A 17,670-nucleotide genomic window follows, 5' to 3' on the forward strand; every position below is an offset into this window, starting at 1 on the left:
TACGCCGCCGGCCACGCCGCCCCCGCCGACGACGGATCCCCCCAGCTCGTGCCCCTGTCCGCACGCGCCGGCGCCGACCTGCACCGCTACGCGCGCGACCTGCTGGCGTATCTCCGCAGCGGCCGGGCGGCCGACGCCCGGCTGCGGGACCTCGCGTACACGCTCCAGGTCGGCCGCGTGCCCATGGCCGCGCGGGTGGCGTTCGTCGTGCGGGACCCGGGCGAACTGGCAGCCGAACTCGCACTGTTCCTCGACGGCGCGGACTCCTCGCGGCGGTTCACCGGCGACCCGGCCGCTGCCGCTCCCGGACACCCCGCGGCCAAGCTCGCCCGCTGGTGGGAGAAGGGCAGACTGCGCAAGCTCGCCAAGGCCTGGACCGACGGCGCCGACGTCGGCTGGGCGCGGCTGACCAGGCCCGTCGCCTGCCGCCGGCTCAGCCTGCCGACCTACCCCTTCCGCCCGGTCGTCCACCCCTGGCCGGCCCGCGCCGGCGCCCCGGCACCGCGGGCCGCGGCGCCCGCGCACCCGCTGCTGCACGAGAACGTCTCCGGTGTCGGCGGCGTCCGCTACCGCAGCCGTTTCACCGGCGAGGAGTTCGTCCTGCGCGACCACGTGGTCGGCGGCAGACGGCTGCTGCCCGCCGTGGCGAGCCTGGAGATGGCGTACACCGCCGCCCGGCGCGCACTGCCCCGCGCCGCACAGCGGGGGATCACGCTGAGGAACGTCACCTGGGTGCGGCCGGTCGCCGTCGACGCAGACGGGCTCGACGTCGAGTTCACGCTGGCCGAGGACCGCCCGGGGACGGCGGACGGCCCGCTGCGCTTCGAGCTGACCGCCCCCGGCGACGGCAGCGGTCAGGTCCGTGTGCAGGGCCGCGCGGTCCCCGCGGACACCGCCCCCCGCCCCTCCGTCGACCTCGGCGCGCTGCGGGCCGCCCTGGCCCTGCGGCCGGTGACCGGCGCCGAGGCCTACGACCACATCGCCCGCGCCGGCGTCGATTACGGGCCCGGCTTCCGCGTCGTCCGCACGCTGTGGCGCGGCGGCGACGACGGCCGCCGCGAGGTGCTGGCCGAGCTGCGCCTCGACGAGGAGTCCCGCGCCTCGCTGCGGCGGTACGCGCTCCACCCGGCGCTCCTCGACGGGGCGATCCACGCCTCGCTCGGTCTGCACCCCGCCCTCGACACGGACGGCGCACGACTGCCCGACGAGGGCGCCGCCGTGCCGTTCGCCTTGGACCGGCTCGACGTGTTCGCCGACTGCGACGAGTCGATGTACGCCTGGGTGCGCCCGGCGGCCGGGGCCGGGCCCGAGGGGGTCGCCCGTGTCCTGGACATCGATCTGACCGACGCCCGCGGCCATGTCTGCGCCGCGCTGCGCGGTCTGGCGTACCGGGCGGCCGGCACGGGGGAGCGGACCGCCGCCGAGCGCCGGAACTCGGAGCTGCGCACCCTGCTCCCGGTCTGGGAGCCGCGGAACCTCGCCCTCCCGGCGGACGACGCGAGCGGGGAGCCGGGTGTCGTCCTGCTCTTCGACGCCGACCGGCGGCTGGGTGACGCCCTGACCGCGTGCGCGCCCGGCCACCGGCGCGTCCCGCTGCGCCCGGGCGCCACCGTGGAGGAGATCGCCGGGCGGGTCCGCGAGGCCTGCGGCGACGACGCGCCCGCGCACCTGGTGTGGGCGGCCCCGCACGACGCCGGTGACCTGGTACGCGGACAGGAGCAGGGCGTCATCGAGGTCTACCGGATCGTCCGGGCGCTGCTGTCCCTCGGGTACGGCACCCGGCGGCTCACCTGGACCTGCCTGACGTACGGCACCCAGCGGGTGGAGCCCGGCGACCGGGTCGCCCCCACCCACGCGGGCGTGCACGGGCTGATGGGCAGCGCGGCCAGGGAACACGCCCGGTGGACCGTACGCCTGCTCGACCTGCCCGGCGACGACCACGCCGACGTGGCCTCCGCCCTGCGACGTGCCTGGCACGCGCTGCCCGGCCTGCGGCCCGGGACCACGCTGGCGTTGCGCGACGGCCGGTGGTTCTCGTCCGAACTCCTGCCCGTGCCCGCCCTGGAGCCGTCCGCCGCGCCCTACCGCCAGGGCGGCTGCTACGTCGTCATCGGCGGCGCCGGCGGCCTCGGCGAGCTGTGGAGCCGGTACATGGTGGAGCACCACCGGGCGGCGATCGTCTGGATCGGCCGGCGGCAGCGGGACGAGGACATCGAGCGCCGGCTCGGCTCCCTCGCCGCGCTGGCGCGGTCCGTCGGCGCCGAAGCCCCCTTGTACGTCCCGGCCGACGCGCGCGACGTCGACAGCCTCGCCGCCGCCCACCGCCGGATCAAGGAGAGCCGCCCGCGCATCGACGGCGTGGTGCACTCCGCGATCGTCCTGGCCGACAAGACGCTCGCCCACATGGACGAGGAGCGGTTCCGGGACGCCCTGGCCGCCAAGGTCGACGTCGGCGCCGCCATGGCCCGGGTCTTCGGCGCCGAACCACTGGACCTCGTCCTCTTCTTCTCCTCGGTGGAGAGCCACGTCCGGGACGCCGGGCAGGCGAACTACGCGGCCGGGTGCACCTTCAAGGACGCGCTCGCCGCCGCCCTGCGCGACCAGTGGCCGGACACCGTCGTCAAGACCGTCAACTGGGGCTACTGGGGCGCCACCGGCGTCGTCAGCGGCGACTTCTACCGCAGCCGCATGGCGGCCGAGGGCATCGACTCCCTCGACCCCGAGGAGGCGCTGCGCCACCTGGCCCACTTCCTCGGCGGCACGCACCACCAGGTCACGCTCATGCGGACCTTCGGCGACCGGGCGCTCGACGGGCTGGCCCTCGCCGAGCGGCAGACGGCCGGCTCGGCCCCGCTGCCCCGCGTACTCGACCAGGTCGTGGCGGACCACCGCCCGCCGGCCGGCGAGGTCGCCCGGCTGAGCCGCTTCCTGCCCCACCCCCGCCTGTGCGCACTCGCCGAACGCCTGCTCTTCACCACGCTCCGCGACCTCGGCCCGGACGGTCCGGAGCGGCGCGTGCTCGGCGCGTACCGTCCGTGGCTGGAGGAGAGCGACCGCGTGCTGACCCGCGCCGGTCTGCTCCAGGTCGTCGACGGGCGCCGCGTCGCCCTCGCGTCCGGCCTCGACAGCGCCGAGCTGTGGCGCCAGTGGCACGAGGAACGCGGGCAGTGGCACCACGGCGACCACCAGCGGGCCCACGTCGACCTGGTCGAATCCTGTCTGCGCGCACTGCCCGACGTCCTCGTCGGAGCACGGCCCGCCACCGAGATCCTCTTCCCCGGCTCGTCCCTGTCCCGGGTGGAGGGCATCTACCGGGGCGACCCCATCGCCGACTACTTCAACGACCGGCTCGCCGAGCTCCTCGCCGACGCCGTGCGCCGCTGGGGCACGGCCGAACCCGCACGGCGGCTGCGCATCCTGGAGGTCGGCGCCGGCACCGGCGCCACCAGCGCCCGCGTCCTGCGGGCCCTCGCACCGCTGCGCGAGCGCATCGCGGAGTACTGCTACACCGACCTGTCCAAGGCGTTCCTGTTCCGGGCCGAGGAGCAACTCCTCCCGGACCACCCGTACCTGACGACCCGCCTCCTCGACGCCGAGCGCCCGCCCGGCGAACAGGGCCTGGAGCCGGGCTCCTTCGACATCGTCGTGGCCACCAACGTCCTGCACGCCACCGCCGACATCACCCGCACCCTGCGCAACGTCAAGGCGGCCCTGCGGCCCGGCGGCCTGCTCTTCCTGAACGAGATGAGCCGCAACACGCTCCTGGCCCATCTCACCTTCGGGCTGGTCGACGGCTGGTGGCGGACCCGGGACGCCGAGCTGCGCATCCCCGGCAGCCCGGTGCTCAGCCCCGACCGCTGGCTCGACGTGCTGGACCGGGAAGGCTTCCGCACGGCCGTCCAGCCGGAGCCGGAGGCGCACACCCTGGGCCAGCAGCTCACCGTCGCCGAGAGCGACGGGCTGTTCCGGGTACCGCGTACGCAGGCCGCCACCGGCCGTCCCGAGCCGGAGCGGACGCCGCCGGTGGCCGCCGGCACCGGTGCGGACGGCACGCTGCGGGCACGGACCACCGAGTACCTCGTGGGGCTGCTGCGCGAGGCCCTGCGGCTGCCGGACGGGGACCTCGACCCGCACCGGGACCTGCACGACTACGGTCTCGACTCCATCCTGGTCTCCGGCCTGAACAACGCCCTCGCCCGGGACTTCGAGGACGTGGGCAGCACCCTCTTCTTCGAGCTGCGCACCCTGGACGAGCTGGTCGACCACTTCGTCACGACACGGGAGGGCGAACTGCGCGGGCTCTTCGGCAGCGCGCCGACCGCACGACCGGCGCCGGCCGCGCCGTCGGCAGCCGCCGGGCAGCCGGTGTCCGCCGGGCAATCGGTGTCCGCCGAGCAGTCGGTGCCCGCCGAGCGGCCGCTGTCCGTCGTACGGCCCCGGTCCGCCGTGGAGTCCCGCGTCGACCGCACCACCCGCCGGGTCACCGACCTCGTCGCGGCCACCCTGCGGCTCGCCCCGGGCGAACTGTCGCCCGACGCCGACCTCTTCGGCCTCGGCCTGGACTCCATCCTCGTCGTCCAGCTCAACAACGCCCTGAGCCAGGACTTCGAGGGGCTCAGCAGCACGCTCTTCTTCGACTGTCCAACCATCAGGGACGTCGTGGCCCGCCTCGTCGCGGAGCACCCCGGGCACCCGGAGGACCCCGAGTACGCCGAGCGTGCCGAGCACCCCGAGGCAGCCGAGCGTCCCGAGTACGCCGAGGTAGCCGAGCGTCCCGTGTACGCCGAGCGCCCCGGGCACGCCGCGGCCGCCGCCCGGCTCTCCGGTGACATCGCCGTCGTCGGCCTGGCCGGCCGCTACCCGCAGGCCGACAGCGTCTTCGACCTCTGGGAGAACGTCCGCGAGGGCAGGAACTGCACGGCCCCTTACCCGGCCGACCGCTGGTGGGTGAGCTGGGACGAGGAAGGGCGCCGCCGCCCGCACGGCGGTTTCCTGGACGACGTGGCCTCCTTCGACGCGGAGTACTTCGGGATCCCCGCGGACGAGGCGGCGGCCATGGACCCCCAGGAGCGGCTGTTCATCGAGACGGTCCACAGCTGCCTCCAGGACGCTGGCTACACGGCCGACGCCCTGAACCGGCACGGCAGGGTCGGTGTCTTCGCCGGCGTCATGAACTCGACGTACAACGGCCGCACCGCCTACTCGTCGATCGTGAACCGCACCTCCCACCTGTTCGACTTCCAGGGCGCCAGCATCGCCGTCGACACGGCCTGCTCCTCCTCGCTCACCGCCGTCCACCTGGCCGTGGAGAGCCTGCGCAGCGGCGACACCGACTGCGCCGTCGCGGGCGGCGTCAATCTGCTGCTGAACGCGGACCACTTCGACGTCCTCGCCGAACACGGTCTGCTCTCCGGGGGCGACCGGTGCCGGCCCTTCTCCGAGCACGCGGACGGCTTCCTCGCGGCCGAGGGAGTGGGCGCCGTACTCCTGCGGCCGCTCCAGGACGCGCTGGACAACGGCGACCACGTGTACGCGGTCATCAAGGGCAGCGCGGTCAACGCGGGCGGGCGCACCAGCCGGTACAGCATGCCCAGCCCGCAGGCGCAGCGGGACGTCGTCGCGCGCGCCCTGGAGAAGGCGGGCGTGGCCCCGGCCACCGTCAGCTACGTCGAGGCCCACGGCACGGCGACCGCTCTCGGCGACTCCATCGAGATCTCCGCGCTGTCCCGGGCCTTCGGAAGCGACCGGGCGGGCCAGTACTGCGCGGTCGGCTCGCTCAAGTCCAACCTGGGGCACTGCGAGAGCGCCTCGGGCCTCGCGGGCCTGACCAAGGTCCTCCTGCAGATGCGGCACGGACAGCTCGCTCCCTCGATCAACGCCGAGGAACTCAACACGGGCATCGTCTTCCACCGGTCGCCGTTCCGCGTGCAGCGCGAACTCGCCCCCTGGGCACCGACCGACGCCGAGGGACGGCCCGTCCCGCGCCGCGCCGGTATCTCCTGCTTCGGCGCGGGCGGCTCGAACGCACACCTGATCATCGAGGAACACCGTGGAGGCGGCGACGTGGCCCCGGCGCTGGAGCACCCGCACGACGAGCCCTGCCTGGTGCCGCTGTCGGCGCGGACCCCGGAGGAACTGCGCGCGGTGACCGGGCGTCTGGCGGACTTCCTCGCCGACCCGGACCGCGCCGCCCACCCGGTGGCGCTGCGCGATCTCGCGCACACCCTGCGGGTCGGCCGTGACGAACTGCCCGTCCGGCTGGCGTATGTGGTGGAGTCCGTCGCGGAACTCGCCGCACGGCTCGGCGAGTTCCGGGAGACCGGCAAGGCGGGCGCCGGCGAGTACGCCGACCTCACCGGTGAGCCGCGCCCCGGCCCCGGCCGTTCCGACGGGCCGGCGGCCCTCGTCGCCGACCCGCACGAGACGGCGCGGAGGTGGCTGGCGGGCGCCGCCGTCTCCTGGGACACGCTGAACGCCGGCCGTCCGGCCCGGCGGATCAGCCTGCCCACGCACCCGTTCCGGCGCACCCCGCACTGGTACACCCAGCCGGCCCCGGCGGTCCTCGCGCCGACTCCGGCGGTCCTCGCGCCGAACTCGGCGGTCCTCGCCCCGACTCCGGCGGTCCCCGCCCCGAACTCGGCGGTCCCCGCCAGGGAGCACGCGTTCCTCGCCCTGGACCATGCGGCCCCCGCCCCGGAGCCCGCGGCCCCCGCGCCCGCCGAACCGGAGGGTGTGCGCCACTGGCTGCGCCGGACCGTCGCGGCGCACCTCGGCTGCGACCCGTCGCAGGTGCCCACCGACCGGGACCTCACCGCAGCCGGCCTGTCCTCCATGGCACTCGTCCGGCTGGGCAGGCAGATCCAGGACCTCGACGCGGAGTTCGAGACCGCGCTCCTCTTCGAGTACGGCACGGTCGACGCACTCGCCGCCCATCTGACCGGACGAGGCGTCACCGCCCCCTCGGCGCGGCAGACCGCCGACGGTGAGGTACGGCACCGCGCCACCGCCACCGCCACCGCCACCGCCGGCCTGCGGCACCCGCTCACCGAGGGGCAGCAGGGCCTGTGGGCCCTGCACAAGGCGGCGCCGGAGGCCGGCGTCTACAACGTGCCGCTGTGCTTCCGGGTGACCGGGCTCGACGTACCGGCACTGCGCGGCGCCTTCGACGCCGTGCGCGACCGGCACGCCCTCCTGCGCGGAGCCGTCCGGGAGGAGCACGGCCGCCTGCTGCTCGTGGAGGCCCCGGCAAAGGGGCCGTGGCTGACCGAGCACGACCTCACCGCCAGGGACGAGGCAGAGGTGCTGGAGGGCGTCCGCGCCTCGGCCAGGGCGCCGTTCGACCTGGAGCGGGGCCCCCTGTGCCGGATCGGTGTGTTCCACGGGCCGGACGGCGACTCCTGGGTGCTGCTGAACGCCCACCACATCGTCCTCGACGGCGCCTCGGCCGTCGTCCTCGTGAAGGAACTGCTCACCGCCTACCAGGCGCGCGTCGACGGCACGGGAGCCGACGCCTTCCCGCCCACCGCCGCCTACGCGGAGTTCGTCGCGCTGGAGGAGGCCGGCCTGCGCGCCCCGGACGCCGACGTCCGGCTCTCCTACTGGCGCGACCGGCTGACTCCGCCGCTGCCCGCGCTCGCGCTGCCCGCCGACCGGCCGCGCCCCGCGCACCCCGGACCCGTGCGCGGGGCCACCGCCACCCGGTGCCTGGCGCCGGAGGTGGGGGAGCGGATCACACGGGCGGCCCGCGACCACCGTCTCTACCCGTCGGCGCTGTTCCTGGCGGCGTACCAGGTGCTGCTGAGCCGCTACACCCGGCAGGACGACGTGATCGTGGGCGCGGCGGTGAACACCCGGCCCGCACAGGGGTTCGCCGCGACCGTCGGCCACTTCGTGAACATGATGCCGGTGCGCACCCGCGTCAGCCCGGCCGAACCCTTCGCCGCCCTCGCGGCGGACGTCCAGAAGACCCTGGTCGAGGGCCTCACCCACACCTTCCCCTTCCCGGCCCTGGTCCGCGGACTCGGCCTGTCCGGCGCCGGCACCCCGGTCTTCACCTGCGCCTTCATGTACCAGGACTGGTACGAGGACGTGACCGCGCCCGCGCCCTCCTTCCGGTACGTCGAGGGCATCCACCAGGAGGGCGAGTACGAACTCGTCCTGGAGGTCGTCGCACCCGGCGGGCACGGCCCCGGCTTCGCCGTCAACTGCAAGTACGACGCCGCCCTGTTCGACCCGGAGACCATCGAGCAACTGCTGCGCCAGTACGAGCAGTTGCTGCGCACGGCTTCCAGCGCGCCCGGTCTGCCGGTGGACGAGTGCTCCCTGCTGTCGCCCGAGGAGCGGCACACGCTGACCGTGGAGTGGAACGCCACCCGGGTCGCGCAGCCCGACCGGTGCGTGCACGAACTCTTCGCCGAGCAGGCCGCGCGCACCCCGGACGCCGTGGCGGTGGTGAGCGGTGCCGACACGTTCACGTACGCCGAACTGGACGCCCGCGTGTCCCGGTTCGCCGGCCGTCTGGCGGCGCTGGGCGTCGGCCCCGGCAGCCTCGTCGCCGTCTACATGGAGCGCTCCGCCGAGCTGCTGGTCGCGCTGCTGGGCACGATGCGGGCGGGCGGCGCCTACATCCCGCTGGACCCGGGCTATCCCGGTGACCGTTTGGCGTACATCCTCGCCGACTCCCGGCCGCGGGTCGTGGTCTCCGACTCGGGGCTGCACGACCGGCTCCGGGAACTGACCACGGCGGCGTCCGCACCCCGCGTCGTCCTGATCGACGAGCAGCACGGCGACGACGCCCCGTGGGCCGGCCCGCGGCACGTCGGGGGAGCCGACCTGGCCTACGTCATCTACACCTCCGGCAGCACCGGCAACCCGAAGGGCGTGATGGTGCCGCACCGGGCCCTCACCAACTTCCTGTGCGCGATGGCCCGCAGGCCCGGACTGACGGCGGACGACCGGATGCTCGCGGTCACGACGCACAGCTTCGACATCGCCGCGCTCGAACTGTTCCTGCCGCTCGTCACCGGCGCCCGCTGCCACATGTCCGACCCCGCCACCGCGCGGGACCCCGAACGCCTCAAGGAGCTGATCGGCTCCGCGCGGCCGACGGTGATGCAGGCGACCCCGTCGACCTGGACGATGCTGTTCCACGCCGGATGGACCAACGAGGAACGCGTGCGCGTCCTGTGCGGGGGCGAGGCGCTGCCGGAGACGCTGCGCGAACGGCTCGCCGGACTCGGCTGCGAGGCCTGGAACCTGTTCGGACCCACCGAGACCACGGTGTGGTCCACCGCCGGGCGGATCGAGCCGCACCGGCGCGTCACCATCGGCCGGCCCATCGACAACACGCGGATCCACCTCCTCGACGAGCGGGGGCGGCTGGTGCCCGCCGGCGTCCCCGGCGAACTGTGCATCGCCGGGGACGGACTCGCCCTCGGCTACCTCGGCAAGCCGGAACTCACGGCCGAGCGCTTCCCCGACAACCCCTTCGCACCCGGCACCCGGCTGTACCGCACGGGCGACCTGGCACGCTGGCTCAGCGACGGCTCCCTCGAATGCCTGGGCCGCATCGACTCCCAGGTCAAGATCCGCGGCTTCCGCGTCGAACCCGGCGAGATCGAGCACGTCCTGGCCGGCCACCCGGCCGTCCACGAGTGCGCGGTCGTCGCGCGCACCCAGTCCGCGAGCAAGCAGCTCGTGGCGTACTACACCCGAGCGGCCGGGACCGGAGCGTCCGCCGGTGAACTCGCCGCACACCTGCGGCGCCGACTGCCCGACTACATGGTGCCGCCGTTCCTCCTGCCCGTCGACCGGCTGCCCCGGACGCCGAACGGCAAGGTGGACCGCAAGGCGCTGGAGGAACGCGACGTGACGCTGCCCGAGGGAGCCGAACCCGCCGTACCGGACGGGCGACCGGACTCCGCACCGGACGGGCCGGCCACCGCGCGGCCCACCGCCGTACCCGACGAGGCCGACGTGCTCGCCCTCTGGCGTGACGTCCTCGGCGTCGGCAACCTCCGTCCCACCGACGCGTTCCTGGACGCCGGCGGCAGCTCGGTGCTGGCCGCCGTGCTCGCCGACCGCGCGGGCAAGCGGTACGCGCTGCCCTTCGGCGCCGCCGAGGTCTTCAAGTGCGTCAGCGCCCGCGGCATGAGCGAGCACCTGACCGCCCTCGGTACCGCCCCCGGGCAGCCGGACCCCGCCGGAAGGCCCGCCCCGGCGGCCGTCGCCCCCGTGGCCGCGCCGCCCGCCCACCTCCGGGACAGCGTCGCCGTCATCGGCGTCTCCTGCCGGCTGCCGGGCGCCGACGACCACCACGCGTTCTGGCGCAACCTCGTCGCCGGCCAGGAGAGCGTGGAGTTCCTCTCCGAGCGGGAACTGCGCCGCCTCGGCGTGGACGAGGAACTCCTCGCCCACCCGGACTATGTGCCGGTACGGTCCGCGATGCGCGGCAAGGGGCACTTCGACCCCGAGTTCTTCAACGTCACGCCCCGCGACGCCGAGCTGATGGACCCGCAGCTGCGACTGCTGCTCCAGCACTCCTGGAAGGCGGTGGAGGACGCCGGCCACCTGCCGGGCGACATCACCGACGCGGCCGTGTACATGTCCACCAGCAACGCCCTGTACCAGGCACCGCTCGCCGGCCCCGGCGCCCGGCGCGACTCCGAGGGACTCGTCGCCTTCCTCCAGGCGCAGCCCGGCACCATCCCCACGACCGTCTCGCACCGGCTCGGACTGCGGGGCCCCAGCCTGTACGTGCACAGCAACTGCTCCTCCTCCCTGGCCGGCCTGGCCCTCGCGGTGCAGACCATCCAGTCCGGGCAGACCCGGCACGCCCTGGTCGGCGGCGCGAGCGTGTACGGCGAGCACGCCGTCGGCTACCTCCACGAAGAGGGCATGACGCTCTCCGCCGACGGACACTGCAAGCCCTTCTCGGCCGACGCCGACGGCATGGTCGGCGGCGAGGGCGCCGTCGTCCTGCTGCTGAAGGACGCGGCGTCCGCGGTGCGCGACGGCGATCACGTCTACGCGCTGCTGCGGGGCGTGGGGATGAACAACGACGGTGACCGCAAGGCCGGCTACTACGCCCCCAGCGTCAGCGGCCAGACCGAGCTGATCTCGTCGGTCCTCGACCGCACCGGGGTGCACCCGGAGACGATCGCCTACCTGGAGGCCCACGGCACCGGCACCCGTCTCGGCGACCCCATCGAGGTGATGGCGGTCTCCGAGGCCTACCGGCGGCACACCACCAGGACCGGCTTCTGCGGCATCGGCTCCGTCAAGTCCAACCTCGGCCACCTCGACGCCGCCGCGGGCCTGGCGGGCGTCCTCAAGACCGCGCTGGTCCTCGGCAACCGGCTGGTGCCGCCGACCGTCAACCACAGCGCGCCCAACCCGCAGATCGACTTCGCGTCCTCGCCCTTCCGCGTCGTGGACCGGCTCACCGCACTCACTCCGGCGAACGGCCCGCTGCGGGCGGCGGTCAGCTCCTTCGGCATCGGCGGCACCAACGTCCACGCCATCCTGGAGGAAGCCCCGCCCACCACGGCGGACGAGAGCGCCCCGGCCCCCGGACCGCGGCTCGTACCGCTGTCCGCCGCGAAGCCGGAGAACCTCCGGCGGTACGCCCGCGACCTCGCCGACCGGCTCGCCGAACCGGAGGGAACCCGGCCCGGACCGCGGCTCGCCGATGTGGCGTACACCCTCCAGGTCGGCCGCACCGCCCTGGCGGAGCGTGCCGCGTTCGTGGTGCACGACCTGGGCGAACTCGTGGAGGCACTGACGGAGTTCGCCGCCGGCCGCGACCACGCCGCGTGCGTGCGCGGCTCCGTGCACGCGTCCCCGGGCCTGCTCGACCAGGACGACCTGCGCGCACTCACCGGCCGGTGGCTCGCCGAGGGCCGGCTGGACAAGCTCGCCCGGCTGTGGGCCGACGGCGGCTCGGTGGACTGGCACGCGCTGCACACGGGGGAGCACCGGCCGCGCCGGATCAGCCTGCCGACGTACCCGTTCAGCGAGGAGTACCACTGGCTGGGCGCGGACCCCTCCCGGCAGGAGCCGGGAGGACCCGGCACGGCAGACGCGCAGGTGCAGCTCTTCGCGGAACACTGGGTACCGCAGGCCGCGGCCGGCATCCCCTCGGCAGGGGACCAGGTCGTCCTGTGCTTCCTGTCCGGCCGGACCGCGCAGCGGGCCTACGCCCGGGAACTGCGCGAACGCGCCCCCGGCGTACGTCCCGTGTTCGTCGGCCGCACGGGCTCCGGTGAGGACGGCGGCGCCCGCGAGGCGGATCCCGCGGACGAGGACGCACTGCGGCGGGTCCTGGCGGAGGTCGCCGGCGAGTACGGGCGCATCGACGCCGTCCACTACCTGTGGCCGGCCGAGCACCGGACCACGCAGTCCCTGCTGGAGGAGCCCTGGCGCGTGGCCACCCTGGCGCGCGCCCTGGCCGGCACCCGGCCGGTGCCCCGCGTCCTCGTCGCCGGGCACTTCCGCGACGCGGCGGAAGAGGCCGTCCTCGACTCCCTGATCGGCTTCGAGCGGTCCCTCGCCGAGCTGCTGCCCGGCACCTCACTGCGGGTGGTCCTGCACGACGGCGAGGCGTCCGCCGCCCGCTGGGCCGGCCTGCTGCTCACCGAACAACTGCAGGAACGGCCGGTCAGCGCCCTGTACCGGGCCGGTGCACGCCATGTGTGCCGGGTGGAGCCGGTCGACGCGGGCACGGCGCCCGGCGCACGCCCCGGGCTGCGCACCGGCGGCACCTACCTCGTCACCGGCGCGTTCGGCGGGCTCGGCCGACGCGTCGCCGAGCACCTGGCACGCACGTACCGCGCGAACCTGGTCCTCGTCGGCCGCTCCGCACCGTCGGCCGCCGACGAGGACTGGATCCGGACGCTGCGCCGGCACGGCGCGGACGTCGTCCACCACCGGCTCGACATGAGCGATCCGCACGCCGTGACCCGGCTGCTGGCCACGCTGCCCGCGCTCGACGGGGTCCTGCACGCCGCGGGTACGGCGGACGCCGTCCCGTTGCCCGACAAGACACGCGCGTCGTTCGAGAAGGTCCTGGGGCCGAAGCTGCACGGCACCCTCGCGCTGGACCGCGCGCTGCGCGACGCCCCGCGTCCGCCGGCCTTCGTGTGCCACTTCTCGTCGAGCGCGGCCGTCCTCGGCGACTTCGGCAGCTGCGACTACGCGGTGGCCAACCGCTTCCAGGCGGCGTACGCGCGCGCTCTCTCCGACGACGCGTCGCCGGTGGCGACGATCGCCGTGCAGTGGCCCCTGTGGACCGAAGGCGGGATGGGCGCGGCGGCACAGCGGGGCAGCGCCGACACCTACCTGGCCGCCACCGGCCAGCGGCCCCTGGACAGTGCGCAGGGCCTCGCCGTCCTGGAACGGCTGCTGACGGCCCCCCACGCGGCGCCCCTGGTGCTGAACGCCCCGGCGGCGCGGGCCACGACGCTCGTCCGGCGTGCCGTCGAACCGGCACCTGCGGCCGAACGGCGCGCCCCGGAGCCGTCCTCCGCTCCGGCGCGCCCGGCACAGGAGCAGGACGGCGCCGGGTCCGCCCCGGCGGCACCGCGGCCGGACCTCACCGAGACCGTCCGTGAGGTCGTCCGGGAGAGCCTGAAGCTCCCGGCGCACCGGCTCGACGACCGCACCCCCTTCGTCGACCTGGGGCTGGACTCGCTGCGCCTGACCCAGCTCGCGCACCAGCTGTCGGAGCGCGTCGGCGTGCGGCTTCTGCCGACCGTGCTGTACGACCACCCGACGGTCGAGCGCCTGGCCGGCCATCTGGCCGCGGTGGCGCCCGTCGACGCACGGCCCGACACCGCCGCCGCGCGGGAGACGGCCCCGGAGTCCCTCGCCACGCAGCCGCCCACCCCCGTGCCCGCCGGCCGCGACGAGCCCGTCGCCGTCATCGGCATGAGCGGCATCTTCCCCGGCTGCCGCTCGGTCGCCGAGTTCTGGGACGCGCTCGCCGAGGGCCGGGACATGGTCCAGCGGCTGCCCGCCGTGCGCTTCGGCGACGCCCCGGCACCGGACGGCCCGGACGGCCGCTACCCCTGGATGGGCAGCATCGACTGGGCGGACGAGTTCGACGCCGGCTTCTTCGAGTTCGCGCCCAAGGAGGCCCGGACCCTCGATCCGCGCCAGCGCCACCTGCTCCAGGAGTGCTGGAAGGCCCTGGAGGACGCCGCCCTGGGCGCGGAGGAACTGAAGGGCCGCCGCGTCGGCGTGTTCGTCGGCGTGGAGCAGGGCGACTACCAGCTGCTGGTGAAGGACGGCGGCAACGTCACCTCCAACCACGATGGCGTCCTCGCCGCCCGGCTGTCGTACTTCATGGACCTCAAGGGCCCGGTGCTGGCGGTCAACACGTCCTGCTCGTCCGGTCTCGTGGCGCTGCACCAGGCGTGCACGAGCCTGCGGCAGAAGGAGTGCGACATCGCCGTCGTCGCCGCCGCGAACCTCGTCCTCACCCCCGAGGCGCTCGCGGCGATGGACAAGGCGGGCATGCTGTCCCCTCAGGGGCGCTGCTTCACATTCGACCGGCGCGCCGACGGCATGGTCCCCGGTGAGGCGGTCACGGCCCTCGTGCTGCGCCCGCTGGACGCGGCCGAGGCGCACGGCGACCCGGTGCGGAGCGTGATCGTGGCGAGCGGCCTCAACTACGACGGCCGCACCAACGGCATCACCGCGCCCGCCGGGGAAGCCCAGCGCGAACTGATCGAGTCCGTTCACGAGCGTGCCGGAATCGACCCGCGGGACCTCGGTCTCGTCGTCGCGCACGGGACGGGCACGAAGCTCGGCGACCCGGTCGAGGCGAACGCGCTGCGCGCCGCATTCCACGCCCGCGGCGCCGCGGGCGCGGGACAGTTCTGCGCGCTGACCTCCACCAAGACGAACTTCGGCCACACCTTCGCCGCCTCCGGCCTGGTGGGCCTGATGTGCCTGTCGGAGTCGGTCCGCAGGGGAGTCGTCCCGGCGAGCCTGCACTACCGCGACGGGAACGAGTACATCGACTGGAGCGGCAGCCCGTTCTACGTCAACACCACCACCAAGCCGTGGGTGACGGAGGGCCGGCCGCGCATGGGCGCGGTCAGCGCGTTCGGCATGAGCGGCACCAACGCCCATGTCGTCGTGCGTGAGCACACCGGCCCCGCGCCGGTGCCCGCTCCGCGCGCCACCAGCCATCTGCTGCCCCTGTCGGCCAAGACCCAGGAGGCGCTGGGCGAGCTGGTGGACCGCCTGCTCGAACGGATCGACGACGGCGGGCTGCGGGACGCCGACCTGCCGCAGCTGAGCCGGACCCTGTTCAGCGGACGCCACCACTTCCGGCACCGCTGCGCGGTCGTCGTGGACACCCTCGACGAGGCCGCGGCGCTGTGGCGCACCTGGCGTGCCGACGGGGGCACGTCCGACCCCGCCTGGTTCGCGGGCACGGTGGCCCGTGACTTCTCCGCGGACACCGACGGCGAGTCCGTCGCCGCCTGGACCACCCGGGCCGGGGACGGACGGTCGGACGCCACGGAGCGCAGGACGGCCCTGGCCGCACTGGCACGCCTCTACGTGGCCGGCCACGACGTGCCCTGCCCGGACCCGGCCCCGGCCACCGGACCCCGCCCGGCCCGGCTGCGCCTGCCCACCTACCCCTTCGCCCGGACCCGCTACTGGGTACGACGGGAAGCCACCGCGCCGCTGACCGCGGCCTCCGAGCCCGCCGCCCCGCTGACCGCGGCCTCCGAGCCCGCCGTGCCGCTGACCGCGGCCTCCGAGCCCGCCGTGCCGCTGACCGCGGTCTCCGAGTCCGTTGCCTCGTTGGCCGCCGCCTCCCGGTCCGCCGTGCCGGAGGCTCCCGCCGCCCCGGCACCGTCCGGGACGCCCGGCGGACCGGCCGTCCGGCGCGTCGTGCTCACCGACCTGACACGGCTGCCGCACCGGCTCGACGACGTCACCGCACCGCCGCGCCGCACGGTGACACTGCCCGCGCTCACGGCGCCGCCCGCCCCGGCCGGCCCCGCGACGGAGCAGCCGGCCGCCGCCCCGCGGCCGGTCACGCTGGACCACGACATCCTGGACGACCTGAAGTCGGCGGCGGACATCGACTTCGGCGGCATGGTGGCCACCCTGAACCGCACCGGGGTCATGGTGGAGCACCTGATCCCCTACTCCTCGGACTTCGCCGAGTACGCCGCAGGGTGCGGCGGCGAGGTGCTCGACCTCGGCTGCGCGTACGGCGTCGCCAGCATCGCGGCGCTGGAGCGCGGAGCCCACGTCGTCGCGCTGGACATGGAGCGCAAGCACCTGGACATCCTCGGACAGCGCGTCACCGACGAGGCCCGGCAGCGGCTGACCCTGCAACAGGGCGTGCTGCCCGACGTCGACTTCGCCGACGGCCGCTTCACGGCGGTGCACGCCAGCCGCGTCATGCACTTCCTCGGCCCGGACGACGTCCGGCTGACGCTGCGCAAGATGTTCCGCTGGCTGGCGCCCGGCGGGAAGGTGTTCCTGAGCACGGACTCGCCCTACTTCGGCTACTGGGCCTCCAAGGCGGCCGAGTACGAGGAGCGCAGGCGGGCCGGTGATCCCTGGCCCGGCTACATCCCGGACGTCGCCGCCCACTTCGACCCGGCGCACGTCGTCGGCGGACCGAGCCTGATCAACGCGCTCGACCCGGAGGTGTTCCGCAGGGAGTGCGAGGCCGCCGGGTTCGTCGTGGAACGCGCCGGGTACTTCGGGGCGGTCGGCGTGGACGAGGGCGCCTACGGGGCTCCCGGTCCCGACATGGAGCACGTGGGGATCATCGCGCGCAAGCCGGACCACGCCGCCCGCGAGGCGGCCGGAGCGGTCGTGCGCAGCGCCGACGGCCTCCCCGTCCACCACCGGGTGCGCGGCGGACGCCCCGGCGCCCCCGCCCTGGTGTTCGTCCACGGCCTGGGCTGCGACCAGTCGTACTGGGACCGCCAGGCCGAGCACTTCGCCGGGGACTTCACCGTCGTCACCCTCGACCTCGCCGGGCACGGCCGGTCCGGGCGGGATCGGCGGCGCTGGACCGTCGAGGCGTTCGCGGCCGACGTGGCCGCCGTCGTGGACCACGTCGGCGCCCAGGACGTGATCCTCGTCGGCCACTCGCTGGGCGGCCCGGTCATGCTGGCCGCGGTGCCCCTGCTGGCCGGGCGGGTCCGGGGCATGGTCGGCGTGGACACCCTGCACACCTTCGACCCCCGTCCGCTCAGCGAGGCACAGATCGACCGGTTCGTCCGGACGTTCGCCGAAGACCCGGTACGTGCCGAGGAACTGTTCCTCGACGCGCGCCGGGCGGACCTGATCGAGCTGGTGGAGCGGACCCGCGCGCACGTCGGCGCGGAGATCGTGTCGGCGGCGTTCCGCGAGATGCTGACGTACCTTCAGCGGCTGCCGCACCACCCCGCCGTCCCGCTGACCCTGGTCAACTCGACCTCCTGGATGCCGACGGACACCGACTCGGCCGCGCGCCGCGGGGTCGAGGTGGAACTGGTCGAGGGCGTCGGGCACTTCGCGATGCTGGAGGACCCCGACGCGCTCAACGCATCGCTGGCCAGGCATGTCCGCCGCATCACCGGGGCCACCCCGGAACGCGTTGCCACCCCCGCCGGGCGGCCCGGGGCGGACGGGGGCGAGGAACGATGA

Annotated in this window: 1 protein-coding gene (running past one end of the window); it reads left to right on the forward strand. The window is 75.0% G+C overall.

All coding sequences use genetic code 11. From position 1 onward, the window contains the following. On the forward strand, window positions 1–17,670 hold the 3' portion of the coding sequence (locus IEZ20_RS07910) for a non-ribosomal peptide synthetase (protein WP_189295822.1). 4,632 nt of this gene lie to the left of the window's left edge; 17,670 of the gene's 22,302 nt are visible here — the last part of the coding sequence; its start codon lies off the left edge, out of view; it ends in the stop codon at window positions 17,668–17,670.

The sequence above is a fragment of the Streptomyces cinerochromogenes genome, assembly GCF_014648635.1.
GTDB classification, from domain to species: Bacteria; Actinomycetota; Actinomycetes; order Streptomycetales; family Streptomycetaceae; genus Streptomyces; species Streptomyces cinerochromogenes.